The organism is Roseovarius litoreus (genome assembly GCF_900142765.1).
GTDB classification, from domain to species: Bacteria; Pseudomonadota; Alphaproteobacteria; order Rhodobacterales; family Rhodobacteraceae; genus Roseovarius; species Roseovarius litoreus.
The window spans coordinates 158,697-183,103 of the sequence record NZ_FRCB01000008.1 but is presented as its reverse complement, the minus strand read 5'-3'; the positions used below and the strand labels follow the sequence as shown (position 1 = coordinate 183,103).

Here is a 24,407-nt window from a genome sequence, read left to right as displayed (position 1 = left end):
GCGTAGCCGCCCTTGTCATTCACGCTGACCCCGGTGATCGTCAGCATCTTCTGGCCTGCATATTCCTTGATTTCAGCGAAAGAGCGCTCCTTGGCTGGGATCGTGGCGATGTGAAAGGTTCTGGGCGTACCATCAATCACCATCTCCATCGTGCCGATGGGATCATAATCGGAGGACAGGCTTTGCGCCAGCAGCGGCGAGGCCACAAATGACAAAAGCAGGATCAAAAAACGCATTTTGGGGAAACCTTTCTGTTATGGCTGTGCCAAACATGTTCCGCTCGAACAGTTCCGTCAACAGCGGCAATGGGCCGGTCACGACACCTGGTCGTTCAGAGCTTCGAAGGGCTTTCTCTGCGGCGCCGCAAGGCAGCTCTGGGCCGTTCTCGACGGTCCCAAATTCAGGGCGGGAAGTGGCCGATCGCGGCACATAGCTTGAATGTCTGGTTTGGGCTGGTCGCGAAGCCCCCCATGCTCCAGAGGCGAACGTAACGTCGCGCACTTCGAAAGATGCCAAATTTTCGGCGCATTTCTCTTGCAATAACCTTATATATCCATGGCTTGGAGATTTCGATGGCGCAGCCTGTGTCAGTGCTTGTCGATGGTGACAACATCAGCTGTAAGCACGCAGGAAAAATTCTTTCCGTCGCCTCTCAGCATGGGGAGCCAACCCTGGTTAGGGTCTATGCCGATGCACAGCGTCCCTCTGACTGGCATGGTGCGATTGGCTACCGAATGCTGCATTCGGGAACGGGTAAGAACGCCACCGACATTCTTCTTGCACTGGATGCGCTGGAATTGCTGCTGTCCAAAAACATGCGCTGTTTCGTAATCGCAAGTTCTGACGGTGATTTTACCCATCTTGCAACCAGATTGCGTGAGCACGGAGCAAAGGTCATCGGGATCGGTGAAGCAAAGGCGCCCAGCACCTTTCGCGCGTGTTGTAGCGATTTTGTAGAAATCGGCACGCCGCTGCCCGTGCGTCTTGTGCCCGAGCCGCCGACGACTGTAACGGCGCTTGACCAGAAGATCCGGGCCATGATTGCGGTGCACAGCAAGAAGGGCATGGGCATGCACATCGCTGAACTCGGTCCGAAGATGCACACTCAACATGGGTTTCGGATCAGCACATACCCCGAGCGTACCTGGCGCGCCTATCTGGCTGCGCGACCATCACTCTACGAACTGGACCCTCGCGGCCCTGAAGCCATGGTTCGCTTCCGGCCCGAAGGCTTTGCTGACGCCGCGTAGGCGCCCAAACGGCATCCGGCGCGAACTCGGCCTTGGTCACGTTACGGCTGAGAGCATGAATGGCGGCAATGCGGCTTGCAGCTGCAGCATCAAAGGGTGGCGCTGGATGTCAGCTCTGGGCCGGAAGTGTCAGGGCCATGGCCTCGAGTGCGAGGGGCGGGAAGTCTGAAGCCGACCATGGCATAGGCGCGCTTAGAACTCGGTCGACGCCCGGATGAGTCAATAGCGCCATCCCGACGATGACGAGGACGAAGACAATGATGAAAGACCACATGAGCCGTTTGCCTCAATCAGGTTGATCAGAAATCTTCTGAAGATGCCCGGCGAATGCCCTCTCGACTGCCAGACGAGCATCATCGGCGCGACGGAATGTCTCCGGCAGGAGTTGACCCAAGATCTCTGCAAAGTAAACGTCGCCATTCGAGTGACGGTGCGTCTCCATACGCTGCACGACCCCGACCTTCTGGCCTTCGTGCATCAGGTAGCGCGGATCGCCTTGGACGCCGTTTGTCTAGCCGTTATGCGGCGGGGCCTTTCTGCGAAGGAACTCACTGTCGATCGCTTTGATGAAACGGTGGATTTCCTTGTCCCCCGGCGACACATCGCGCCGCTGCATGCCCTTGATCCGCATTCTGGCAAGTTGAGCCCTGCCAAGATCGGGCAGTCCCTCTATCAGTCTGTCGATCATCACGAATTGCACTCCCGTGCCTGCATATGCCAGCGGGCCATGTCGGCACCTGTGTCATTCCACCACGTCTGCAGACGCTCGAGCGCCTGCAGACCTTCTCGTACGGCCTCGCGCTGAGCTTCGAACGGCGCTTGAGTGTCGAGCCGGGGTGTATCAATCACAATGCCCAGGGATCGCCCGGCAGGACGTAGATAGGCGCCGATCGCGGTCACGCTATCGGGGGCGGGTGCGCATCCAGCGAGCCTTCCCCAACCGCCTATCATAAACTTTGCCGAAGCTGAGGGCGCGTTCGAATCCCACGCCTGCAGGGAGATCCGCGGCAGCGGCACCTCGGGGCGCTCGCGAAGCATTTTCTTTGCCTCAAAGTAGAACGTACGCGATGCCGTAGGACGGGTGTCGCCGCCATTTGGATTGCGCTTCAGGACAAGCCGTGGAAATTCGCTTTGCACCACTTGCTCGAATTGGGCGAAGAACCGCCCTGAGAGCGCATTTGGAACCGGCTCATAGGGTCTTTCCGCTTGCACGATCGCCGCTGTCAGGAGCTGTTCTTCCGCGCCTCCGAGGCCTTCGGCGAGCGTCTCGTATGCTACCTGGCCTTGGAACGACGCGGCATGGCGCGAACCGGAAAGATAGACCATTGGTGCGACGAGTACATCGAAGGCGAGAACCCCACGGCTGAGAAGAGCTTCGACGGATCGGCGGTAACGCTCCGGCTGCGGATCGCCCTCGCTGGTGATGCTCCAGCCGGCATCGAGCTTGTTCTCGACGAGGAGGTGGAGATCATTTTCGAGAACGATCTCGAGGTCGATCGTGCCCTTGCTCCCGCGATGGCTTGTTTGGCGCGCGATAGTTCGGATCGGGGCGCACAAGTCGGGAGGAAGGATCGCAGAAAGGAAGCGCTCTGCCAACGGACCGCCCCGACTTAGCAGGCGTTCGATCAAAGCGTCGATATCGGCTTCACGGATACGTCTTGGGATCTTGTTCATCTTTAGGAAACCTGTTCGGCTGTGTGGAATTGGGTTCGCTTACTGCGATGTCAGCTCTCTGTGCGCCGGGTCGGGATGGTGCAGGCTCGCCAACCCGAATCTGCCTCATGGAGATGTCATGTCCGGTTTCCGTTCCGCCCAACGTGCTCTCAGCGCCGATTGGGCATCCTGCGCGGCCAAGCGGTTTTGTTCTATGACAAGGTGGGTTTGGTCGACGACGTGAGATGCTGCTTCGCGCAGCGCTGTCTCAAGACGGCCATTGTGGAGGTTGGTCTCAATGATCCGCGCGGGTGTATCGTTCGGGCAGGTCAACGCTTCCACAGGGACGTCATTCCAGTAGGTCTCGAAATCGCCACCCGCGGTGAGCCAGACCGGATATTCGCGCTCGACATGAGTAGCGTCGGTCAGGCTCCAGGGACAGACTACATCCATCCCGTCGAGGGGATGTGGTGTCACCAGCCAGTGATGAAGGTGATCCGGAGTGAGGCGTGTAAAGCTGACATAATCAGCACCCTTCATAGTGACAGAACCTGGATGGCCGATGGGGTCAAATTCCCAGTCCCAGTCGCCGGCCTCTCCGGGCGCCACGTGGTCCAAGCCAAAATCCTCATGATCATCGGAGCGAACGACAGGCAAGCGAACACGCCGCCATCCTCCGTCGCAGAAGACTTCCTGATGGACGGCCAGAGTGTCTTGCCAGTGGCATGTTCCCCAGATCATCGAAGTTCCCGATGTCGGCCGATCGAAGTTCGCTCCGACGGCTCCCCGGCTCATCAGGACCGGCCCGACCTCGCGATCATTTATAAATGCAAGGGCAAGCCGAACCTCGCGGAATTGGATCAGGCGCGCCTTGAGCGATTCCCACCGACCGGCCGGACGATCCATACCCGGTTTCTTCGAGACGCAGGCGCTGCCCATTTCGATCTCGAGCTCGACATTTCCCCAGCCTACCGGCACCCGGACCAGGGGAACCGACGGAAGAGGACGCTGCTCATCGAAATGGACGCCAATCTCGACCTGCGGGTGGACGGGGCTCAGTCCCATATTGATCTGACCGCACCGATCAAGAGCGAGCCGTTCATGGAGGGCCTCCCAGCGTAAACTGAGCTTGTCCTGACGAAGAAATGCGCGCGCCAGGTCGGCTTGTGAAGCGACTTTAGTTCCCAAGTCACGAAGAAGACCACACAGGTTCTCGATAGCCATCCATGTCTCGTCTGCTGCATCTATACGAGCTGCCGTTTGCCATATCGAGAGCTCCTTCAGGAAAGTGATCTCTGCAGCCTCGATATCGGCACCGTCGATCTCAGCGGCGGTGCGGATCACGGAAAGGTAATGCGCAAGATCCTTATGCGGCAAGGGCTTGCCGGCATAGCGAGCGCGGACTTCAGGAGTGATTGCGTTCAGGTTCTTGGCGAGGGTTTGCTTCGAGATATTGAACGTTTCGGGCTTCCGACCAGAGAGGTCGAGAAGTTCCAGCGCGCGCTCGCAGAAGGCGTCCCGGCCACCGGCGACCTTGCCCCGCGTCGCCTGATAGGCACGCGTCGCAGCGAGCGCCGCGTGGAGGTGCGACGGCGGCTTCAGCTTGTAACCCTGGCGTGCCAGCGCACGCAGCTCTCCCAGCCGTTGCCGGTCGCCACGGTAGATCTGTTCCCGAACGTGCTCGATGTTGCCCATCACAAACTCCCTCATCAGGTGCGGCGCGAGTATCCGCCGCATCCGCGGCGGTACATCGGCAAGACGGTGACGATTTTCTGGCTGTCGTCGCTCAGGACCACAGTGAAAGGTGCGACACGTTCGTCCAGCCCCCGTGCCTTACTGTACGGCTGCTGACCCGGTGCAAGCGGCAATTGTCACCGATCGCGGCTTCGGTATCGGCTTCGCCGAGAATGGTTTTGAGCAAGGCGTGAGATACGCCCCTCTGCTGGCAACGTCTTTCGGCGTGATGAGATAGCATGGGTTTGGCCTTTCGGTTTCCTTGATACTCGAAAGGTACCGCCCGCCGATCCCCAAGTCCGGTCGAGAGGGTCTGTTTTGGCCTACGCCTTCGACTCCTACTGGAGTATTTCTCGACTCAGTTTCCGGCATGATCCCATGATCGTTTTACGGACCAACAATACGGCCCCCAATTCAAGGCCAAGATTAGGTTTTTCTCGCACTCGCAGCTAATGGCAGGTCTTATGGGCCGCACCGCAGCGGAAAAAGGCGGTGGCCAAGGTCGGCTGTGGGCCGATGCTGAGGTCAAACCAGTCGGCGCAGTCCAACCGTATTGTTGTGGCTCAGGGAACCAAACTTGTGGGCTGTGGGGACTGTATGCTTTCAAGATAGTTCGCAACAGCTATGAGACGCGCAGGTGTGGGAGTAACCAGCCCGTTGCCGGTATCAAAGCCCACCTTAGGCCCCTCAACTAGTCCAACTAAGATCGGCATATCTTCACGCAACTCAGTCCGCTTTGAATAGCCATCAATGATCGACATGACTTCAAGCATGGGCCAGACACCATCGCGACGGTCTGCGATCTTCGTGAGATCAACAGGTGGTGTCTCCAAACTTGCAGCCCAAGGTCCAGCCCCGTTTGCGTCGGTGCCGTGGCAAATAGAGCAGTTATCGGAAAAAACTGCTTTTCCTGCTTCACGGGACACATCCGGGGTTGTGGATGGCGCACATCCCAACAAAAGAAGACCTAACGAGATAAAACTATATTTCATGAAGTATCCGATAATTGCAGAATTGTTGTTGTGGCGTGGTACGTCAAGTCTGTTGCGATTTTCACGATACACTAAAACCAACCCATTCTGGCGGCTATTGGCGGGCGTAGGATCGATCTCAGGTAGCTTGAGATTGCTGCATTTCGTGAGGAGGCGATCTACAAGCGGCTGGCCGAGCAAGAGATACTTTTCAAAACGGCATCTGACTGGGGTAGGGATTGATGCAAACACCCGCAAATATGTTGAAAAAGCAACTAACCGCAAACCCCACAGTTCGCCGGTGAGATTTCGTCAAATAGGGCTTTCTATATCCTGAAATACCTTCACGCTTTTCTGCTATTTTTCCTTGGCGAGGATCGAACAGTAATTGGCAACTGCCGTACCGCCCATGTTGAAGACACCGGCAATCTCGGCGCCGATGATCTGCATATCGCCCGCGGATTGATCTAGTTGCATCGCTGCCATCACGTGCATCGAAACGCCCGTAGCGCCAATCGGGTGGCCCTTTGCTTTCAGACCGCCCGAGGGGTTGATCGGCAGCCGTCCGTCCTTTTGGGTTATGCCTTCGCGCACTACGTGATGCCCTTTCCCTGGTTCTGCGAGGCCCATGGCCTCGTATTCTATCAGCTCGGCGATGGTGAAGCAGTCATGCGTCTCGACAAGCGAGAGATCGTCGAGCGTCAGTCCGGCCTCGTCGAGCGCCCCGGCCCAAACGCGTCGGCAACCATCGAAAGCCAGCACATCGCGCCGGGCCACCGCCATCACCTCGTTTTCATGCCGCCGTGCCAGGAAGCGAATCGAGCGGGCGAGCGACCTCGCGGTCTCCTCATCGGCCAACACGATGGCCGCCGCGCCATCGGAGATTAGCGAGCAGTCGGTGCGCTTGAGCGGGCCCGCAACCAGTGGGTTGCGCTCGCTCAGCGTGCTGCAGAACTCGAAGCCGAAATCCTTCTGCATGTGGGCATAGGGATTGTACACGCCATTGGCGTGGTTCTTCGCGGCGATCATGGCAAGCTCTTCGGAGCGGTCGCCGTAGCGTTGGAAATATGCCGTGGCTATCCGCCCGAAAATCCCAGAAAAGCCACCCTCAACATCGCCCTCGTCCTTGCGGTAGCAGGCCCCAAGAAGGATGTCGCCCACATCTGCCGTGGGTGTGGCGGTCATCTTCTCTGCCCCCACCACGAGCGCCACGCGCCCGCGGCCAGAGGCGATGAAGTCCATTGCGGCGTAAAGCGCAGCCGAGCCGGTCGCGCAGGCATTCTCCAGCCGGACGGCGGGCACTTGGCTCAGAGTGCCGTCGCTCAGGCCCACGAGCGCGCCCTGGAAATCCTGTTTCGAGAAGCCATTGTTCATCACGCCCACGAAAATGCCGTCGACTTCTGAGGGCGCAATGCCGGCGTGCTGAAGCGCTGGCAGTGCCGCCTCGGCCATGAGCGCCTTGGTGTCGGGCGCCTCGCTCTTGCCGAACTTCGTGTGATGCCATCCTACTATGCGTGCGGTGTTCATGGTCGTGTCTCCGATCGGTTCGAGAGGAAATTGTGCAGTGGCTGCGGCTTACGTGTCTATCGACAAGGTAGCCCCGCGTCATTGCGCCCAGGTTGGCGAAGGTGGACTGCAGGCGCTCGGTCAGCGGCTTGCCGACTTAAAACCTTGTGGTTGCCCCGTGAAATGCAGATGAAACACCGAGACATTGGCATCCTGCAGGCGCGGGACATAGGCGAGGCATGCGTTTTCCTCCGGGTCCGCGCCGGTGGAGAGCAAGATGAATGGTTCCACGCCTCAGAGGTCTTCGGCGAACCATGGCACGGCTCGCCAGTCGCGCGGGTTCTGGCAATCGAGGTGGGCGTTTCAGAAAAAAACCGCATGCCGTGACCGAAGAGGATCAATCGGGGCATGTCGAAACTGTAGCTTGGAGAGGTCCAAGTGCCATCAACGGGCGGGTGGAGCAGAACCTGGGTGCAGGATCTTGGCAGCGCGCCAGCGCGCGCCATGATCGCCAGCATGGCTGCGAATGTGGCACCAGAACTGTCGCCCGAGAAGATCAGCTTGTCGGTGTCGAGATTGAGCGTTGCACCATGCGCCGCCGCCCTGCGGATCACCGTCGCGCTGTCATCGAGACCGGCGGAACAGACACGCGCCTCTTTGAAAGAGAGGTTTTGCATGCGAACCACGCCCTTCTCGATCCGCCTGTGCCGAAGCTTTTCGGCGTCGGGGTCCAGCATTTGCGAGTTTGGGCCATGCGCTGCCGCCGCAAACCCCTTAAGGATCTGGTGTTCGTTCATATTCCGGTTGCCTTGGCCAATTGCGATGCTGGAAAACGCCCACCCGCGCTTCCCGGTTGGACCAAGGCTAGGCCCGGCATCCGTGTGCGTCTGTAACCTTGCCTTGGGACCGCGAGGTTATTCGAAACTTTGTATGTCTTCTCCCTCGGCGCGGTATCCGTAACGTTGGAGCACCACTTCCCAACTAGTCTCGGAACTCAGCACATTCGCGGAATGCGCCACGATCTTGGGCATGATCCTGCGGATATGGGCCTGGTCGGTCTCATCGAGCGCCGACATCATCGCCTGCTCGACGGCGTAATAGAGCGGCACGATCCGTTCAAAAACCTCGATGCCTTTCTTGCTCAGGCTGATGAGTTGGCGGCGCCTGTCGGCCGGGTCGGTCTTGCGGCGTACGAGCCCCTTTCCATAGAGCTGGTCGATCCCGCGGCTGAGGGTCACCGCGTCGGTCGCCATCATCTCGCACATCGCCTTGGCCGAAATGGGCGCGTGGTTGCCGATCACCGCCATGATTCGCCAGCCCATAACGGAGAGGCCGAACTGTTCATTATACATCGAATGGAGCTTGCGGCTGGCATGATTCGCGAGCACCGAAAAGAAGTGCGGAAGCCGGGTATCCGGCATGTAGTTGAGCTCGCCGGGCAGTATGTGCTGCTCGATCAGGTCAAGAGACGTTTCCTGTCCGCCTTCGGGTTTTCGCATGCTCTCCATTCCAACCTCGATGTCTTCCACTGGATGCGTCCGGGTAACACACTCTAACAAAAGACACACCGCCGATGTAACCGATTTGGGGGCAGATGTGCAGAAGCGGCCCGTGCAAGTGCGCCATGGCAGCGCATCCGGCTCGCCAGATACCGTGACAGAGGCGCGCGAGACCGTGCGCGGCTTGTTCAAATGGCTTGGGTCCCCGCCAAGTGGGACTTACCACACCAGAGGCGGCGTGCAGTCTGAAGCCCAAAAATAGATCAAGACCTCAAGCGCCGATATGCCATCGGGGAAGGATAACACTCACGCGCGTGCCTGCGTCTCCCTGTGTGCCGTAAAACGGAACGGTGGAGAGGCAGGTTGAGACCAAAAGTGGCGTTGCACGCAGGCGCAACGAGAATCCGTCGAGGTATGGGTTGACTGTTGTTTGTGCAACAGTTAGCAAATGCAATAAACTAGAAACTGAACTGGCTTTAGGAGACTGCAATGAATGTCCAAAAACCTAGTGGGTCGTCGCGCACGAGCGCTAATACCTACGCTGTCGATGGATACATGTCCGGCTTCGGAAACGGCTTCGAGACGGAGGCGCTTCCCGGGGCGTTGCCGATCGGGCGGAATTCGCCGCAGAAATGCGCCTATGGCCTCTATGCCGAGCAGATGAGTGGCTCGCCCTTCACCGCGCCGCGTGTGACAAACGAACGTTCCTGGCTCTATCGCATCCGCCCCACGATCGCCCATTGGCAGCACTTCAAAAAGGCCGATAACGGCCTCTGGCGCACAGCGCCTTGCAAGGAAGTTGACGTGCCTATCGGCCCGCTGCGCTGGGATCCCACGCCGGTGCCCGACAAGAAGCTCAATTTCGTCGAAGGCATTCACACGATGGCCACCTCCGGTGATGCTGCCGCGCAGACCGGGATGGGAACGCATATCTACGTGGCTACCCGCTCGATGCAGGACGAATACCTCGCTAATTGCGATGGCGAGATGCTGATAGTGCCCGAGATGAACTGTCTGCGCATCGCCACCGAATATGGTGTGATCGACATCGAGCCGGGCGAGATCGCGGTGATCCCGCGCGGAATCAAGATGCGTGTCGAGTTGCCCGAGGGCGTGGCGCGCGGTTATATCTGCGAGAACTATGGTGGGGCGCTGACTATACCCGAGCGCGGGCCTATCGGCGCGAATTGCATGTCGAACCCGCGCGACTTCCTCACGCCAGTTGCGGCATATGAGGATGTGGACACCCCCTCTCGGATGACCGTCAAGTGGGGTGGGCAACTCTGGTCGGCGGAGTTCAAGCATTCACCGCTCGATGTTGTCGCATGGCACGGCAATTACTACCCGTACAAATACGATCTGCGCCGCTATTCGCCCGTGGGGCCGGTGCTGTTTGACCATGCCGACCCGTCGATCTTCACCGTTTTGACCTCGCCTTCCGAGACACCGGGCACCGCCAACATCGACTTCGTGATCTTCTCCGACCGCTGGCTGGTTGGGGAAGATACCTTCCGCCCGCCTTGGTATCATCTCAACGTGATGAGCGAATTCATGGGGCTCGTCTACGGTGTCTACGATGCGAAGACGGGCGGCGGCTTCCAACCTGGCGGCGCTTCCCTTCACAACACGATGCTCCCCCACGGGCCCGACAAGGACGCTTTCCTACGCGGCAGCAACGAAGAAATGAAGCCTCACAAGATCGAAGGAACAATGGCCTTCCTCTTCGAAACGCGTTTCATGCAGAACGTCACGAAATATGCGCTCGAGGTCGGTCTCATCCAGGACGACTATAAGCGATACGGCAAGGACCTCCCTAAGTTCTTCGATCCAAGCAAGCCGTGATGCGGACCTGCGAAGAGCTTAACTGGGGCCGCTTTGGAAACGGGTGGCCCCGCTTTTTGGCGCAGGTGAGGCCATCGCAAGCCAGACCGTTCGCGCTGTGCGTATGCACCGTTATGGCGGGTGCGAGGAGACGCGGCTTGAGCTGCTCACCCTGCCGGAGCCCGGCCTTTCATGCCTCCTGGTTTCAAGAGAAGGAATTCGAGAGCGCCTGAGACTTGACGGCGCGCAAGCTGAGTTTTTCGCGTTTTGGCCGTTGCTGCCTTTCAGGCGGCACTGACCTCTTGCCGTGCGCCCCTGTCACCGTACGAGGGGGCAGCCCGTCGGGCCAGGTCGGGGCTAGCATGGGCGTGCGGCAGGTGGGCCATGTCCCTCCGGATCGCGCGATGAATCGATCAGAGCGAGGTGCAAGAAGGATGACAGACCCGGTGCCGGTTCTCTTCAGTTACTACCGTTCCACCGCGGCTTACCGTGTGCGGATAGCCCTCAACCTGAAGGGCGTGAATTACACGATCGCGCCGGTAAACCTCCTGACGGGAGAGCACCGCGAAGCGGCCTTCCGCGAACTCAACCCGCAGGGGCTGGTGCCGATCTACAGGGACGGGGACCTGACACTCTCGCAATCCATGGCGATCATGGAATATATCGACGAAGCTTTTCCGGATGGACTCGCATTGCTGCCTCAAGGAGTGCCCGAGCGCGCCCGGGTGCGCGCCTTCTGCAATGTCATTGCCGTCGACACCCATCCGCTTAACAACCTGCGTGTCCTGAAATACTTGGAGGGAGAGTTGGGCATCGCCTCTGGGGCGCGGATGACCTGGTATCGCCACTGGATGGCTGAAGGGCTGGCCGCTTGCGAGGCGATGCTGCACAAGGCAGGGCCGGGCGCCTTCTGCTTCGGTGATGTGCCCTCTCTCGCAGATATCTGTCTCGCCGGGCACATGTTCAACGCGGAGCGGTTCGACTGCCCGCTTGGGAAGTTCCCGCGCGTCGTTGCGCGGCACGAGGTGGCCATGGCGCATCCGGCTTTCCAGAAAGCGCACCCGTTGCGTCAGCCCGATTGCCCAGGCTGACATTTCTAGGCAAGTTTACAGAATGGAGGCTCGCCCCATGCATTTCGAGATGAGATTCTACAACGTCGCCCAGGGACGCGGGGAAGACATGCGCGCGCGGATGGTCCAAGATCTAACGCGCATTTTCAAAGGCAACGGTGTGCCCATCGCCGGGGCGTGGTTCGTGGAAGCAGGTGAGGGCCTGCCGCGGATCGCCTATATCATGGCTCATGACAGCCACGAGAGCGCTGCAGCTTGCTGGACAGGTTTCTACGCCGACCCCGACTGGCACGAGACCCGGAGCCGGACCAATGCAGGCTCGGAACTGGTGGAGCGGGTCGAGATCGCGATGGGCGTGCCATTTGTGGAGATCAGGCCGGGCGAGGACGTTCGAAGCGATGCACCTGCCGACGAGCTGGTCCGTCTCAGCCTTGTCCCGGGCACGGTGCCCGAGGCGGTGGCGCTAGTGTCTGAGCATCTGAGCCCCGCGCTGGCAGAGGTTGGAGGGCAGGTGCTGGGCAATTTCAGCGTGACGAGCGGCCTCGAGATGCCGAGCCTCGCGCTCATCCTGCGCTATCCAGATGCGGCGGCGCGGCGTGCCGGCGGGGCGCTTCTGGACAGTGCGGCACAATTGCGGGGAGGCCCTGTTGCGCGGCTCGCGCGGTTGCCGCTCGCTCCCATCGAGCCCTGCCGGGCGAGGCCCGGGCTGCCGCCGCTGCTGCGGGAAGGTTGACCTGAGCGGAGTGGCGCGGCTGCCTGCACCGCCGGCGCCTCAGGAATTTCTGCCGAACACCTCGCTCAGCACTCTCGGGATATAATCTTCCCGGAACACGGCGCTCTTCCCATCGCGCAGCTTGTCGAGCATAACGTAATTTTTGTCGCAGACTTTGCCTACAGCCACAACATCCAAGCGGCAATGCGCCTCGACGATGATCACCTCCGGGTCCGCCGTTCGATGGAATTCCTTGATGATGAAGATGTGGATGCGCCGACCGGGAATAGCCTTACGGAAATAGGATATGATCCCGTCCTTGCCCGCCCACTCAGTATCGGACCCCGCGACTTCGAGCAGTTTGCCGAAGGGCATCTCCTGAACCGCATCCTCGGCCAGTAGGTCCGCGAAGGCGTCGAGATCCTGTCTCATCAGGCTGGTGAACCATCTCAGCACAACCACTTCGTGCTCATCCTTCGGTGTCATCTCATCTGCGCCTATCATGCATTGTTTCCTTTAGGAGGGCGGCGCTGCCCGTAGTTTCTCGGTCGTCGCACCCGGATTTCGTGGTGTCGGCAAGTAGACCGGCGCTCATGCGGACCGGTCGCACGCAGGGATGCCGCATAGGCACGCCACAAGAGTGGCCAGAAATCCACGGAAAGCTGGGCAAATCCGGGATCAATTATTATCCCCGCTCATGGTTGCGCGCAGGCAGGACCCAAGGGGGCAAGAGACCCGGCTCGGTCAAGCGAATCAATCGATCACCGGCGCAGTCCTTGATTCAAGTCAAGAAGACGAAGTGCATTGCACGTTTCTCATGTATTCAAAACATAAAGTTATGAATATAAACAAAAAAATTTTAATATTTCAAGCAACGTTTACTATTTGAATAATTTACAAAATGTAACTAATTTGAGGTTCGAAACGACCGTAGCGTCCGTTTTTTAGGGAGGAATTCATGAACGCAGTGCAGTCTTCTTGCATGTCGAGCAACTATGGAGTCAGCCATGGCTCTTTCGCACCCGTTGAACTGGCAAGCATCGTGAGCGCCATCGGAGAGCCGGAATTCCCATCGAAGATTTTCGCCATCATGTCGGCAAGTGTTGGGGTGGATTACTGCTCGCTCTACCGCAAGAGCGGCTGCGAGCTGGTTGAACTCGGCGCGGAGGGCGCGCTTCCCGCCGGCCAGGAGGAACGTGTTCGCAACCATGTGCGCTATGTCGTCAACCGCAGCTCCATGTCGGCACAGGAGGCAGTGAGTACCGAAACCTTCCGAACAGTCAATCTCGATGGGCCGGGTGAGGGCACGGTTGGCCAGCGGCCCTGCGAAGGGGCTCTGTTTTCGGCGCGCCGAAACAAAGACGTGTTCAGCATCTGCATCCTGCGAGGGCCAGGCAACGACCCGATCAGCCCCCCTGCGCTCCAATGGCTGAAGGATGCGACAGAATTTCTCGTCGCGGCCATGTCGCGGCACGCGGCCCTCACACTCGAAAAGCCAGATCTTGTTCCGGCGCTGTCCTGCCTCGACAAGATTGAAGGTTGCGTCTCGGGCGATGGCAGCCTGTCAAAGCGGGAGGGCGAGGTATGCGCACGCATTCTCTACGGGCTGTCGACCTGCGGGATCGCGCTGGACCTCGGGATCGGCAAGGAGAGCGTGATGACCTACCGCAAGCGCGCCTATGCGCGCCTGCGCATTGCCAGCCAGCGCGAATTGCTCGTGTGGTATCTGACCAAATGGAGCAATCGCGGGATCGGCCGGGTGGGCGACAGCGCCAAGCAGGGTGTGGCCTGATGGTCGTTGCGCCACGCGGGTCGTGGCTCTAGAGGCACGCGCAAAACATCGGTATTGATACCCTCCTAGAACATTGGACCAGTTAGAATGAGAATTTTCCGTCTAAGGTAGGCCATTTAGGGGGTCGTATGCCGGCCGGATCGTGTTGGTGTCGGGCCAAGATGTGATCGCCGAGCACAAGTGTCGCTTCACCCGCAAACTCAGCTATTTTGAATCGTGGCATTACGTGCTGCTGCTGGATCTCAAACCTGGCGCGCTAAGCGACGGCGCCCCCTTTTTGTGGACGGGCAACTGCCTGAGGCCATGCATCGGACCACGGAGCATTACATGACCGGCGAAGGTGGGGAGCGGCAGTTCGTCGAATTGCTTCTGCTGGCCCAAGATCACGGGATCGAGGTGGTCGAGATAGCCTGCGAACTAGCGGTGGAACAAAACACCCTGCGCCTGCCCGCCCTTATCAACCTGATTAACCAGTTGGTGGAGCCGATCATCAAGCCTCTCAACGACGCTTACGCTTATCCGCAGCTAACCTTGCGGCCCGAAGCTGATTGCAAAAGCTATGAGAAGTTGTGCTCTGCCCAGGAGGCTGCTGCATGAATGCCCTGATGGACCAACTGACCGCTCTAAGGCCGCAAGGAATGGCAGCTTACGCCCGTGATCTGTTGTCCGCGCGCAAGCCACCAAGTCTGGCCACTACGATAAAGCAACTGGTCTACGCTGAGACTGTAGAGCGCCGGGTGTGATCCATCCAGTATCAAATGAGGATTGCGAAGTTCGCCCATCACCAGGACTTCGCCACCTTCGATTACACCGCCGCCACGGTCACCCAGACCCCGATCGAGCCGTTTCATTCAGGCCAGTTTACCGAGGAAGCGCAAAACCTCATTCTGGTGGGGGAGACCGGCACCGGCAAAACCCATATCGCCATCGCTTTGGGAACCACTTTGCTCAACAGCGGTAAGAAGGCGCGCTTCTTAAACACCGTCGATCTGATCAACGCTCTGATCAAGGAACAGGCCGAGGGCACTACCGGGAAGATCATCCGATCGCTCTCGGCCTTGGACTGCGTCATCATCGACGAGCTGGGCTACATCACGTTCCCAAAGTCCGTCGGAGCATTGCTGATCCATCTGGTCAGTAAGCTCTAAGAGAAGACCAGCGTCATTATCACCACCAATCTGGAGTTCCGCGAGTGGGTCTCGGTCTTCTACGGTGCCAAGATGACAACCGCGCTTCTGGATTGCGCCACACATCATTGCACCATTATCGAAACCGGCAATACGTCATACCGGTTCGCGCAAAGCAAGCTACGCAGAACAACATGAACGTCACAACAGCAAAGCACCCAGAGGGACTCGCTATATGAAGGCGTCCGCCTGGGGGCTTTGCACCGCATAGGTTGGTCAATTTTAAATGCTGAAAGCGGGTCAGTTGTGAACGCTCATTGACATGAAACAACTGCGTGTCCCTCGACCCGGGGACTTACGGGCCAAGGGCGAGGTGGCACCATTTGAAAGCGAGTTTCCAACAAATATCGAATGAACTTTAAGAGGGGGAAGGACATGAGTTCACTTGCAAGAAAAGGCTTCGCAGCCGCTGTGGCGCTGGCTGTAGGCACAACGGCGGTAAGCGCCGCGGATGTCACTATCCGCTATTCGGGAGCGATCCAGCACCTTGCAGGTATGAAGGATAGCAAAATCATGGTCGCGATATACAAAGACGAAGAGGCGCCGACCTATTCATGGCAGTGCCAGAACTGACCAAAAAGCTCTGAGGAGGCACAATGTCGAAGATCACCTATATCGAATATGGCGGCAGGCAGCATGTTGTCGATGTCACCGAGGGCCTTACGGTAATGGAGGGAGCGCGGGACAACAGCATTCCCGGCATCGTGGCCGATTGCGGGGGTGCCTGCGCCTGCTCGACCTGTCATGTATATGTCGATCCTGCTTGGGTCGACCGGCTGCCTGCGAAAGAGATTATGGAAGAGGACATGCTCGACTTCGCTTATAAGGTCGATCCGGTACGATCCCGTCTAACCTGCCAGATCAAGGTCACTGAGGAGCTCGACGGGCTCATCGTGCAAATTCCGGAAAAACAGATCTGATGGGCGCCAAACGGCGCCGACCGTCTCCCGACTTTACCTTTTAAAACAGACTGCGAGAAGTAACAAAGGAGCGGAACCTGCAATGACTGGCATTGTCGTGATCGGTGGAGGTCAAGCGGGCGCCGCGCTCGTGGCGAAGCTTAGAGAGGCCGGCTATAGTGGTCGGCTTACACTTATCTGCGGCGAGCGCGTCCCCCCCTATCAACGACCGCCGTTGTCAAAGGCCTATCTCAAGGGTGACATGGAACGCGAGCGCCTTTTTCTCAGGCCGGAGAGCTTCTACGCCAGCCAGGATATTGATCTTCGCCTTGGCGACCGGGTGACCGAGATCGATCCGGCTGCGAGGCTCCTCAAGGTTGGAGGTGCAACTCTCGCCTACAGCCAGCTTGCACTGACGACCGGCTCCGTTCCGAGGCGTCTGCCGGCACTGATCGGGGGCAGTCTCCGAGGCGTCTACGTGATGCGCGGCCTTGCCGATATCGATGCGATGGCGGCCGAATTCGTCGCGGGCCGCAGGCTTCTGATCGTCGGAGGCGGATACATCGGGCTTGAAGCGGCCGCGGTCGCAGCGAGCCTCGGGCTTGAGGTGACGCTTGTGGAGGCGGCGCCGCGTATCCTGCAGCGGGTCGCCGCGCCGGAAACCTCGAATTACTTCCGCACACTTCACAAGTCCTATGGTGTTCGACTGCTTGAAGGCACCAGTCTGGACCGCCTTCTTGGTAGCGGCACAGTTAAGGGCGCAGTCCTGAACGATGGACGGGAGCTCGAGACTGACTTCGTGCTTGTCGGGGTGGGTGTGTCACCGGCCACCGGCCTCGCCGAAAGGGCCGGTATTGCGATCGACAACGGCATATGGACGGATGAACTGGGTCGAACGTCCGATCGGGCGATCTGGGCCGCCGGTGACTGCGCTTCGTTTCCTTACAAAGACATGCAGATCCGGCTTGAAAGCGTCGGACATGCAATCGATCACGCTGAATGTGTCGCGGTGAACATGCTTGGCGCCGGTCTTCCTTATATCGCCAAGCCTTGGTTCTGGTCAGACCAGTATGACGTCAAGCTTCAAATCGCCGGGCTGAACTCGGGATACGACCGTGTGGTTGAGCGATCCGGTAAATGCATTTCAACCTCCATTTGGTACTACAAAGGCGATCAGCTTCTGGCCGTCGACGCCGTGAACGACCCGCGTGCCTATATGGCCGCTAAGCGCATCATCGAGGCAGGCCAAACGGTCGATCCCCGGCTTGTCCAGGATCCCAACACAGACCTCCGGGATCTCCTCGTAACAGCCGCAGCGCCACAAACTAAAGCATCCGGCTTTTAACCTGAGACATATCCGGCAGCCTTGAAGTAGTTCCAGCACTCCTCCGGGGAGAAGAGATCGCAGATTTCCGCGAGGGCAGCGAACATGTCGGTGAAGGTTCGAGCACCGATCCTGCGCAGGTGTGCTTTAAGTTTCGAGAACGCCATCTCGATCGGGTTCAGATCGGGGCTGTATGGCGGCAAGAACAAGAACCAGCATCCGGCTTTGCGCATGGCTTTGGCGGCAGCGGCATTCTTGTGTGTGGCGAGGTTGTCCAGGATGACGACGGTGCCCGGCTCCAGTACAGGGGCGAGGACTTGTGAGACATAAGCGGCGAAGGCTTCGCCATCCATCGCACCTTTGATGACCCACGGAGCGATCAGTGCCCCGCGCCAAGACCCGCGATGAAGGTCTGTGTCCCCCATGATCCGAAGGGCGCATCCATGACCAGTCGTTCACCCCGCTGTGACCAGCCTCGTTGGCGGCTCAGGTTGGTTTTGACTGAGGTTTCGTCAATAAAGACAACGTGGTCCGGTCTGGCCGGGACGGCTGGCAGGCGGTGCTTGATCCAATCGTCGCGTTGCTTTCTTACCCTTGCGCGGCGTCGCTCGGTCGCGACCAACGTCTTTTTTATACGTAAATCCGAGCTTGCGTAAGAACCGGCCAATCGCATCCGGGTGCGCCTGAACGCCGGTCGCATCTGCCAGCGCACCGGCTAGTTCGGGCATGGTCATGTCGCCGTCCTGATCAATCAGTCCGATCAGAAAGGAGCGATGTGGATCAAGCTTGCCCCTACCGCGAGGCCGACCTTGAGGCGCGGCCCTTGCCTGCCCAGTGCGCCGGATCGCAAGACCCCAACGTGCCCCGGTGGCAGGCGAAAGCTTCAAACGCAACGCAGCCGCGCGCCCGCTTAACCCTTCCTCAATCAACGTCTGAAATCGCGCCCGCAGCGCAGCCGGCAAAGGTGCTGACATGATCAATCCTCCCAAACAGGATGAATCGCAGATCAGCAGCTATGGGAAGCCCTCGCGATTCAGCTTTTCAGTCGGATGCTTAAGTGCCGCGGTATCTTGAACCGAATAAATTCTCCCTGCGGATCAGGCACGATCGGCAGACTGCGATGCCGAATTGGCGCCACTTCTTTTTAAGGGGAGTAAGTTGCTACCCGAGGTCTTTCTAAAACGGACCGCTGGTCCAGCGATAAGGCGTGAAGTAGTCACCGCTCCCTATCAAAATCTCGCGCCTGCTCATACGGAGACGAAAACAGCAACCGGGCAAGCGCCTGTCGAGCTTCCTTTAGGGGCAACCCGAACTTCTCGTGCTTCGCAGCCGCCGTGATTACTGCCTTGGCAATCTTTGCGTGCTCGAACGCTTCTGCGAAGTATGTTTCAGCCAAGTAGAAATGTCATCGGCTTTGCGTTCGGCGATGGGTTTGCGGTCAGCCAGCTCATGTTTTTGCTCCGGCTTCGGAGCCTTGAATCACGCAGCGCATAGGAAATCAATACATCCTGATACCAGAGCGTCCTTCCAACACGCCGTTAAGCCAAGCCGGGTCCATCTGAAGAACCGACGACAAAAGAAGGTTTGTGTGGGCTGGTGTATTGCTTTGAAAAACTGCGACTTCTAGTTTTGTCCAGCGTTCTTTCCGTACAGCGTCAAAACAACACTGTCGGCTATCGCCTTCTCTGTTGCGATACCATGCGTGATAAACATATACGTCAAGCTCAGGTGGCTTTGCAGCTTAACCAGCAGTTTCAGAATGCCTCAAGCGACAATTTGATCTAGAGCACTTGTCATCTCGTCGCAGATCGACAGGTCAGTTTTGGCTGCGAGCGCACGGGCTATTCCTACGCGTTGTTTCTGACCGCAGGACAACTTTGACTTAGCACGATCGGTATACTGCATTGGATCAAGGCCAATCATCGATATAAGTTGATGTACGTGATCTTTTGGCCCTCGACCCTTCAGAAACAAATAAAATCTCACAGGACGCCCGTTGATTTCGGCAATTGTCTGTTTTGGGTTTAGTGCCGTATCACGTGGCCGGCGCCTTTCGATTGGTCTTCCTTCGATCCTAGCAGAAAATCTTTCGAAAATTTAGAGTGTGCCACAAACTACAAGCACCTGAAACAAATGCGTGTCCCTCGGCCCGGGGACTTACGAGACAAAGGCGAGGTGGCACCATTTGCAAGCGAGTTTCCGACGAACATCGAATGAACTGTAAGAGGGAGAAGGATATGAATTCACTTGCAAGAAAAAGTTTCGCAGCCGCTGTGGCGCTGGTTGTAGGCACAACGGCGGTATGCGCCGCGGATGTCACTATCCGCTATTCGAAGTGGCTGCCGCCCGGCTATCCGCCCTATGATCAGGTCATCGAGCCTTGGTTTGCAGAAATTGAGAGGGTAACCGAGGGCCGCGTTGTTGTTGAGGTTCTGCCGAAAACGGTGGGCTCGGTGGTCGGCCAATATGATGTGGTGGCCGAAGGCCTCGCGGATATGGCATACATTTCGCTTGTCTACACACCCGGACGATTTGTTCCGATGGAGTTCGCAGAACTCGCAGGCGCGCCAGGCAAACCCGAGAACTTCAGTTTGGCATACTATCGGACATACGAGAAGTTCATCAAGGGCAAGATGGATGTCTTCCCAGGCGTAGTTGAACTTACCGCACATGTTCAGACCCCGCTCCAGCCGGCGACCAAGGGTGTCAAAATCGAGAACCCGGAGGACATGCGTGGCTTGAAGATGCGCACCACAGGCGCCACGCTGACTGCCGCCTATGAGCTGCTGGGCGTCGTGCCGATCCACAAGTCTTCCGCCGAAGTGCGCGAGATGCTGGCGGCCGGTACGATCGATGGGCAAACGACCCTGCTCAACACCGTGACGAACTTCAACGGTGTTGATGTACACGATCATGTGTTCATCCTTACGGGCGGGCTGGCCAACGCGGGTCAGATCATCGGGATCAACGAGGACAAGTGGGCTGAAATTTCGCCCGCCGACCAGGAAGCGATCATGGCCATCTCGGGCGAAGTGCTAGCCGACAGGTTCAGCAAAACCCACGCGGCGGACGACCTTAAGGCGATCGAAATCTTCAAGGAGAACGGGTACACGATCACCTATGCCACGCCCGAAGTGGAGGCCCAATTTGGTGAGATTCTCACGCCGATCACAGATGACTGGTACCAGCGCGCGAGGGCGGCTGGCCTTGAGAACCCCGAGGAAGTCCTGCAGCACTATTACGAAGAGCTTCGCCGGATCGAAGAAGAATCGTAACGGCACCATCAAAAGAGGATGCGGAGAAAACTTTGCATCCTCACGCATGCGCAGCGCCGCGCCCTGTGAGGGGGCGCGCCATGACACGCGCTTTGCCGAACAACACACTCGAGAAAGACTGGAGAAAGACCTTGTTCAGACGATTGGAACACGCCGCCGGCAACCTTGCGTCGGTTTTGCTCTTCGCGCTGATGATCATCACCTTCGTAGACGTGATCGGCCGGAATTTTCTCAATCGTCCGTTGCCGGGCGCGCCGGAGCTTACGCAGATCTTCCTGGCCACGATGGTGCTTCTGATGCTACCCAGCGTGTCGTGGCGGCAGGACCATATCGCGGTTGACCTCGTCGACATGCTCAAGAGCCGCTTGCTTAGTGTCGTGCAACAGATCCTTACGTCGGTGATCGGGGCGGTGCTCTTCGGGGTGATCGGCTGGCGGCTCTGGGGCTTGGGCGAACGGGCAGGGCGCTTCAACGACGCCACCGTCTCGCTCTACATCCCTCTCGAGCCGATCTTCTACGGTATGTCGATCCTCGCCGGTGCCACGGCACTCACTTTCGCGGCCTCGCTTTTGCGTCACGCCACTACGCCGGTTTCGGCGGAGATGAAAACAGCCGAGCTTCTCACCCAGTCCGATGACGAGCCCGAAGCAGAGCAGGCGAAACCCGTCGTGGGCCGGAAGGGCGAGGGCTGAGACATGACAATCGCTCTAATCGGTTTCGCTTGCACCTTCCTGCTGATCTTCCTGCGCATCCCGATCGCACTGGCGATGGGCGTCGTGGGCATGGTGGGCTTCGGCTACCTAGTAGGCTGGAAATCTGCAGGCACCATGGCCGCGATGACAACGCGCGACAGCATCATGGTCTACGAATTCGCCGTCTTGCCGCTCTTCGTGCTCATGGGCAACCTTGTTGCGGGCACAGGGGTGTCGAAGGAAATCTACCGGTCGGCCCAATCTTTCCTAGGCGCCCGGCGCGGCGGACTGGCCATGTCGACAGTGCTCGCCAGTGGCGGCTTCGCCTCGATCTGCGGCTCGAGCGTGGCCACTGTGGTGACCATGGGCAAGGTCGCGCTGCCCTCGATGCGCCATTACGGCTATCACGACGGCCTCTCCACCGCCTCCATTGCCGCGGGCGCAACGCTGGGCATTCTCATTCCGCCGAGCATTTTGCTAGTGATTTACGGGGTCATCACCGAAACCCATATTGGCAAGCTCTACGCGGCGGGCTTCCTGCCAGGCCTGGTTGGCATCTTGCTCTATCTGTTCGCAGTGCGCTGGGCCGTCTTCCGCCGTCCCGATTACGCACCGCCCGCCGAAAAGGCCTCTTGGGCCGAACGGCTCAACAGCCTGCGCGGCATTTGGGCGGCAACGCTGCTCTTCATGGGCGTCATCGGCGGCATCTATTCGGGCTTCTTCACAGCAACGGAAGCCGCCGGGTTCGGTGCCTTCGGTGCCTTCGTTATTGCCGTTGCGCGCCGCAAGCTGACCCTCAAGAGGCTCTACGAGATCCTGCTCGACACAACGCGGACAACCGCCATTCTGATCGTGCTGGTGATCGGAGCGGGCCTCTTCACCGAGTTCCTGAACTACTCAGGCGCGCACAAGGGGCTGCTTGATCTTGTGACTAATTCGGGTCTCGCGCCCTTCTCGGTGATACTGATGATCTGCGCGATCTACATCGTGCTCGGTATGCTGATGGAGTCGCTATCGATGATCCTGCTCACGGTGCCGCTGCTCTTTCCAGTGGTGATCGGGCTGGGCTACGATCCTGTCTGGTTCGGCATCCTTCTAGTAATCCTGTGCGAGCTGGGCCTAATTACCCCGCCCATTGGCGTGAACCTCTTCGTGATGCGCTCGGTGGCGCCGGAAGTGCCGATCCTGACGATTATGAAGGGCGTCATTCCCTTCATCGTTGCCGATCTCTGCCGCGTGGCAATCATCGTTGCCTTCCCGACGCTTGCCCTCTTCCTGCCGGGCCTGCTCTTTGATTGACGGAGCCACGAGCTTGCGCACAGACGGAAAAGCCGCTGGAGAAGCCGGTGCAAGCAGGTCGCACTCCGCCGCCATTTACTTCCTCGAGTTCGCCTCGTTTTCGGCGGCGGGAAGCGGCACGCGGCCCGGCTCTACATGATGAAGACCGGGCCGGCACGCGCGCGGCCCATTCCCAGAAACCACACGAAGCATTACCCAGATGACCCTCTTCTCTCTTCTAGACAAGACAGCCCGGCGCCACCCGGACGCAGGCGCTGTCTTTCTCGGCACCGAGCAAGTGCGCAGCTATGCTGGACTGCGCAGCCGCGCGCTCCGGCTCGCTGCTGGCCTGCGCGCCCGCTTCGAGCCCGGCGACCGGATCGCGATCTTCAGCGAGAACTGCCCGGATTACGTGGAATTGCTCTTCGGTATATGGGCCGCCGGGATGGCAGTGGCGCCGATCAATGGCAAGCTCAACGCGCAGGAGGTGGCGCCGATTCTGCAAGACTCCGGGTCGCGCGCGCTCTTTGTCTCGCGAAAGCTCGCCCCGGGCCTCCTCGCCATCGAAGGCGGCGTGACGGCGGATGTCATCCAGATCGGCAGCGCAGCATACGAGGCGCTCTTCGGCGCGGAATGGGAAGGCGAGATGCCATCGGACCCAACCACGCTTGCCTGGCTCTTCTTTACTTCCGGTACCACCGGGAGGCCGAAGGGCGCGATGCTGAGCCATCGCAATCTGATGGCGCTCACACTTGCCCATCTCGCCGATATGGACGACCCGGACCCAGGCACTAGCCTTTTGCATCCCGCCCCCATGTCTCACGGCTCGGGCCTCTACATACCTGCCTATGTAGCGCGCGGCGCGCGGCAGGTAATCCCGGCATCTGGCGGGTTCGAGCCGGGCGAGTTTCTGGATCTTTGCGGGGTGCACCCCGCGTGTTCTGTCTTCTTCGCGCCCACTATGGTCCAGCGGCTCCGCCGCGCAGTGGAGGCTGGTGCGCCTAGGCCTGCGAACCTCAAGACTGTAATTTATGGCGGCGGGCCGATGTATCTGGAGGAAATCAAGCGGTCCATCGCGGTTCTGGGGCCGGTCTTCGTTCAGATCTATGGGCTGGGCGAGACGCCGATGACCATCACCGGCCTGCGGCGAGGGGACTACAAGGACGCGCCAGACCGTGTGCTAGGCTCCGTAGGCTATGCGCGCAGCGGTGTTGAGGTGGCGGTGGTCGACGCGTCTGGCAAGGCGGTGCCCAGCGGCGAGGTGGGGGAGGTGATTTGCCGCAGCGATGTCGTGATGGCGGGCTACTGGCAAAACGAGGCCGCCACGGCCGAGAGCCTACGCAACGGCTGGCTCTGGACGGGCGACATGGGCGCGTTAGACGAAGACGGGCTTTTGACCTTGCGTGACCGCTCCAAGGACATGATCGTGACAGGTGGCACCAATGTCTATCCGCGAGAGGTGGAGGAAGTGCTGCTGACACATCCGCAGGTGGAGGAGGCTTGCGTCGTGGGCGTCAGGGACGACGAATGGGGTGAGATCGTGGTGGCAGTACTGGTTGTGCGAGACGGCGAGATGCCCCGTGCCGCAGATCTCGATGCGTTGTGCAACGCGCGGATTGCCCGGTTCAAGCGTCCAAAGAGATATGAGTTCCGCAATGAGTTGCCGAAGAACAACTATGGGAAGGTTCTCAAGCGTGCCCTGCGCGACGAGTTGAACCGCTGAGAGCCTCGGCGGGCCGAGAGC

22 protein-coding genes and 3 pseudogenes are annotated in these 24,407 nt (G+C 59.0%); 14 read left to right on the top strand and 11 right to left on the bottom strand.

All coding sequences use genetic code 11. The features are described 5' to 3' along the window. The coding region (locus F3H35_RS15265) for a hypothetical protein (protein ID WP_149780400.1) at positions 1-236 on the bottom strand (236 nt) is incomplete at its 3' end. 324 nt (positions 237-560) lie between these two features. Between F3H35_RS15265 and F3H35_RS15260 the strand changes: the two genes are divergently transcribed. Next, the gene (locus F3H35_RS15260; RefSeq protein WP_223228436.1) at positions 561-1,250 is read left to right on the top strand and encodes an NYN domain-containing protein; all 690 of its coding nucleotides are present in this window, start codon (positions 561-563) and stop codon (positions 1,248-1,250) included. Positions 1,251-1,761: 511 nt separating this feature from the next. Here the strand turns inward: F3H35_RS15260 and F3H35_RS18920 are convergent. From F3H35_RS18920 to F3H35_RS15230, 7 genes are all read right to left on the bottom strand, one after another. Further along, entirely contained in the window at positions 1,762-1,938 is a 177-nt protein-coding gene (locus tag F3H35_RS18920; RefSeq protein ID WP_188129995.1) for a hypothetical protein, read from the bottom strand. Then, positions 1,938-2,924, bottom strand: coding sequence for a PDDEXK-like family protein (locus F3H35_RS15255; RefSeq protein ID WP_149780399.1), 987 nt, complete (start codon positions 2,922-2,924; stop codon positions 1,938-1,940). Before F3H35_RS15255 ends, F3H35_RS18920 begins: the two co-directional genes overlap by 1 nt. A 105-nt stretch (positions 2,925-3,029) precedes the next feature. Then, positions 3,030-4,598: a hypothetical protein gene (locus F3H35_RS15250; RefSeq protein ID WP_149780398.1), complete on the bottom strand. Its 1,569-nt coding sequence runs from the start codon at positions 4,596-4,598 to the stop codon at positions 3,030-3,032. Between the two features lie 602 nt (positions 4,599-5,200). Beyond that, the gene (locus F3H35_RS15245; RefSeq protein WP_188129994.1) at positions 5,201-5,809 is read right to left on the bottom strand and encodes a c-type cytochrome; all 609 of its coding nucleotides are present in this window, start codon (positions 5,807-5,809) and stop codon (positions 5,201-5,203) included. A gap of 156 nt (positions 5,810-5,965) precedes the next feature. Continuing rightward, positions 5,966-7,135, bottom strand: a complete 1,170-nt coding sequence (locus tag F3H35_RS15240) for an acetyl-CoA acetyltransferase (protein ID WP_149780396.1) — start codon at positions 7,133-7,135, stop codon at positions 5,966-5,968. A 56-nt stretch (positions 7,136-7,191) separates the two neighbouring features. Beyond that, the gene (locus F3H35_RS15235; RefSeq protein WP_149780395.1) at positions 7,192-7,911 is read right to left on the bottom strand and encodes an alpha/beta hydrolase fold domain-containing protein; all 720 of its coding nucleotides are present in this window, start codon (positions 7,909-7,911) and stop codon (positions 7,192-7,194) included. Between the two features lie 117 nt (positions 7,912-8,028). Then, positions 8,029-8,643, bottom strand: coding sequence for a MarR family winged helix-turn-helix transcriptional regulator (locus F3H35_RS15230; protein WP_149780394.1), 615 nt, complete (start codon positions 8,641-8,643; stop codon positions 8,029-8,031). A 525-nt stretch (positions 8,644-9,168) separates the two neighbouring features. Here F3H35_RS15230 and hmgA point away from each other — a divergent pair. The 3 genes from hmgA to F3H35_RS15215 all read left to right on the top strand — a co-directional run bounded on the left by hmgA (position 9,169) and on the right by F3H35_RS15215 (position 12,237). Beyond that, entirely contained in the window at positions 9,169-10,455 is a 1,287-nt protein-coding gene (gene hmgA / locus F3H35_RS15225; RefSeq protein ID WP_394852319.1) for a homogentisate 1,2-dioxygenase, read from the top strand. A gap of 413 nt (positions 10,456-10,868) precedes the next feature. Further along, positions 10,869-11,525, top strand: coding sequence for a maleylacetoacetate isomerase (maiA, locus tag F3H35_RS15220; RefSeq protein WP_149780392.1), 657 nt, complete (start codon positions 10,869-10,871; stop codon positions 11,523-11,525). Between the two features lie 49 nt (positions 11,526-11,574). After that, the gene (locus F3H35_RS15215; RefSeq protein WP_188129993.1) at positions 11,575-12,237 is read left to right on the top strand and encodes an NIPSNAP family protein; all 663 of its coding nucleotides are present in this window, start codon (positions 11,575-11,577) and stop codon (positions 12,235-12,237) included. Positions 12,238-12,276: 39 nt separating this feature from the next. On the opposite strand, the gene F3H35_RS15210 is transcribed toward F3H35_RS15215, so the two are convergent. Continuing rightward, the gene (locus tag F3H35_RS15210) at positions 12,277-12,720 is read right to left on the bottom strand and encodes a nuclear transport factor 2 family protein (protein WP_149780390.1); all 444 of its coding nucleotides are present in this window, start codon (positions 12,718-12,720) and stop codon (positions 12,277-12,279) included. A 454-nt stretch (positions 12,721-13,174) separates the two neighbouring features. Here F3H35_RS15210 and F3H35_RS15205 point away from each other — a divergent pair, with 454 nt between their 5' ends. The 6 genes and pseudogenes from F3H35_RS15205 (at position 13,175) to F3H35_RS15180 (ending at position 17,439) form a co-directional block, all read left to right on the top strand. Further along, the gene (locus F3H35_RS15205; RefSeq protein WP_223228435.1) at positions 13,175-14,008 is read left to right on the top strand and encodes a helix-turn-helix transcriptional regulator; all 834 of its coding nucleotides are present in this window, start codon (positions 13,175-13,177) and stop codon (positions 14,006-14,008) included. A gap of 327 nt (positions 14,009-14,335) precedes the next feature. After that, positions 14,336-14,605 carry a hypothetical protein gene (locus F3H35_RS15200; RefSeq protein WP_149780389.1) on the top strand — a complete coding sequence of 90 codons (270 nt, stop codon included), beginning with the start codon at positions 14,336-14,338 and terminating at the stop codon, positions 14,603-14,605. Positions 14,606-14,766: 161 nt separating this feature from the next. Continuing rightward, positions 14,767-15,333 (top strand): annotated as a pseudogene (locus tag F3H35_RS15195) (ATP-binding protein). A 315-nt stretch (positions 15,334-15,648) separates the two neighbouring features. Then, positions 15,649-15,782: pseudogene (locus F3H35_RS19240) on the top strand (electron transfer flavoprotein subunit alpha/FixB family protein); the annotation flags it as partial. 9 nt (positions 15,783-15,791) lie between these two features. Next, a complete protein-coding gene (locus tag F3H35_RS15185; RefSeq protein ID WP_149780387.1) occupies positions 15,792-16,115 on the top strand; it encodes a 2Fe-2S iron-sulfur cluster-binding protein in 324 nt (107 codons plus the stop codon). 82 nt (positions 16,116-16,197) lie between these two features. Further along, positions 16,198-17,439, top strand: coding sequence for an NAD(P)/FAD-dependent oxidoreductase (locus tag F3H35_RS15180; RefSeq protein ID WP_149780386.1), 1,242 nt, complete (start codon positions 16,198-16,200; stop codon positions 17,437-17,439). On the opposite strand, the pseudogene F3H35_RS15175 reads toward F3H35_RS15180, so the two are convergent. Continuing rightward, positions 17,436-18,392, bottom strand: a pseudogene (locus F3H35_RS15175) (IS630 family transposase). The gene F3H35_RS15180 and the pseudogene F3H35_RS15175 sit on opposite strands and share 4 nt — an antisense overlap. Positions 18,393-19,182: 790 nt before the next feature. Next, entirely contained in the window at positions 19,183-19,476 is a 294-nt protein-coding gene (locus F3H35_RS19235; RefSeq protein WP_223228440.1) for an ATP-binding cassette domain-containing protein, read from the bottom strand. A gap of 179 nt (positions 19,477-19,655) precedes the next feature. On the opposite strand from F3H35_RS19235, the gene F3H35_RS15165 reads away from it, so the two are divergent. The 4 genes from F3H35_RS15165 (at position 19,656) to F3H35_RS15150 (ending at position 24,386) form a co-directional block, all read left to right on the top strand. Continuing rightward, positions 19,656-20,693 (top strand): type 2 periplasmic-binding domain-containing protein, encoded by a 1,038-nt coding sequence (locus tag F3H35_RS15165; RefSeq protein WP_188129992.1) that lies wholly within the window; start codon positions 19,656-19,658, stop codon positions 20,691-20,693. A gap of 80 nt (positions 20,694-20,773) precedes the next feature. Beyond that, positions 20,774-21,385 (top strand): TRAP transporter small permease, encoded by a 612-nt coding sequence (locus F3H35_RS15160; RefSeq protein ID WP_149780384.1) that lies wholly within the window; start codon positions 20,774-20,776, stop codon positions 21,383-21,385. Positions 21,386-21,388: 3 nt separating this feature from the next. After that, complete coding sequence (locus F3H35_RS15155; protein WP_149780383.1) at positions 21,389-22,684, top strand: TRAP transporter large permease; 1,296 nt, start codon at positions 21,389-21,391, stop codon at positions 22,682-22,684. Positions 22,685-22,883: 199 nt separating this feature from the next. After that, a complete protein-coding gene (locus tag F3H35_RS15150; protein WP_149780382.1) occupies positions 22,884-24,386 on the top strand; it encodes an AMP-binding protein in 1,503 nt (500 codons plus the stop codon). The last annotated feature ends 21 nt before the right edge of the window (positions 24,387-24,407 follow it).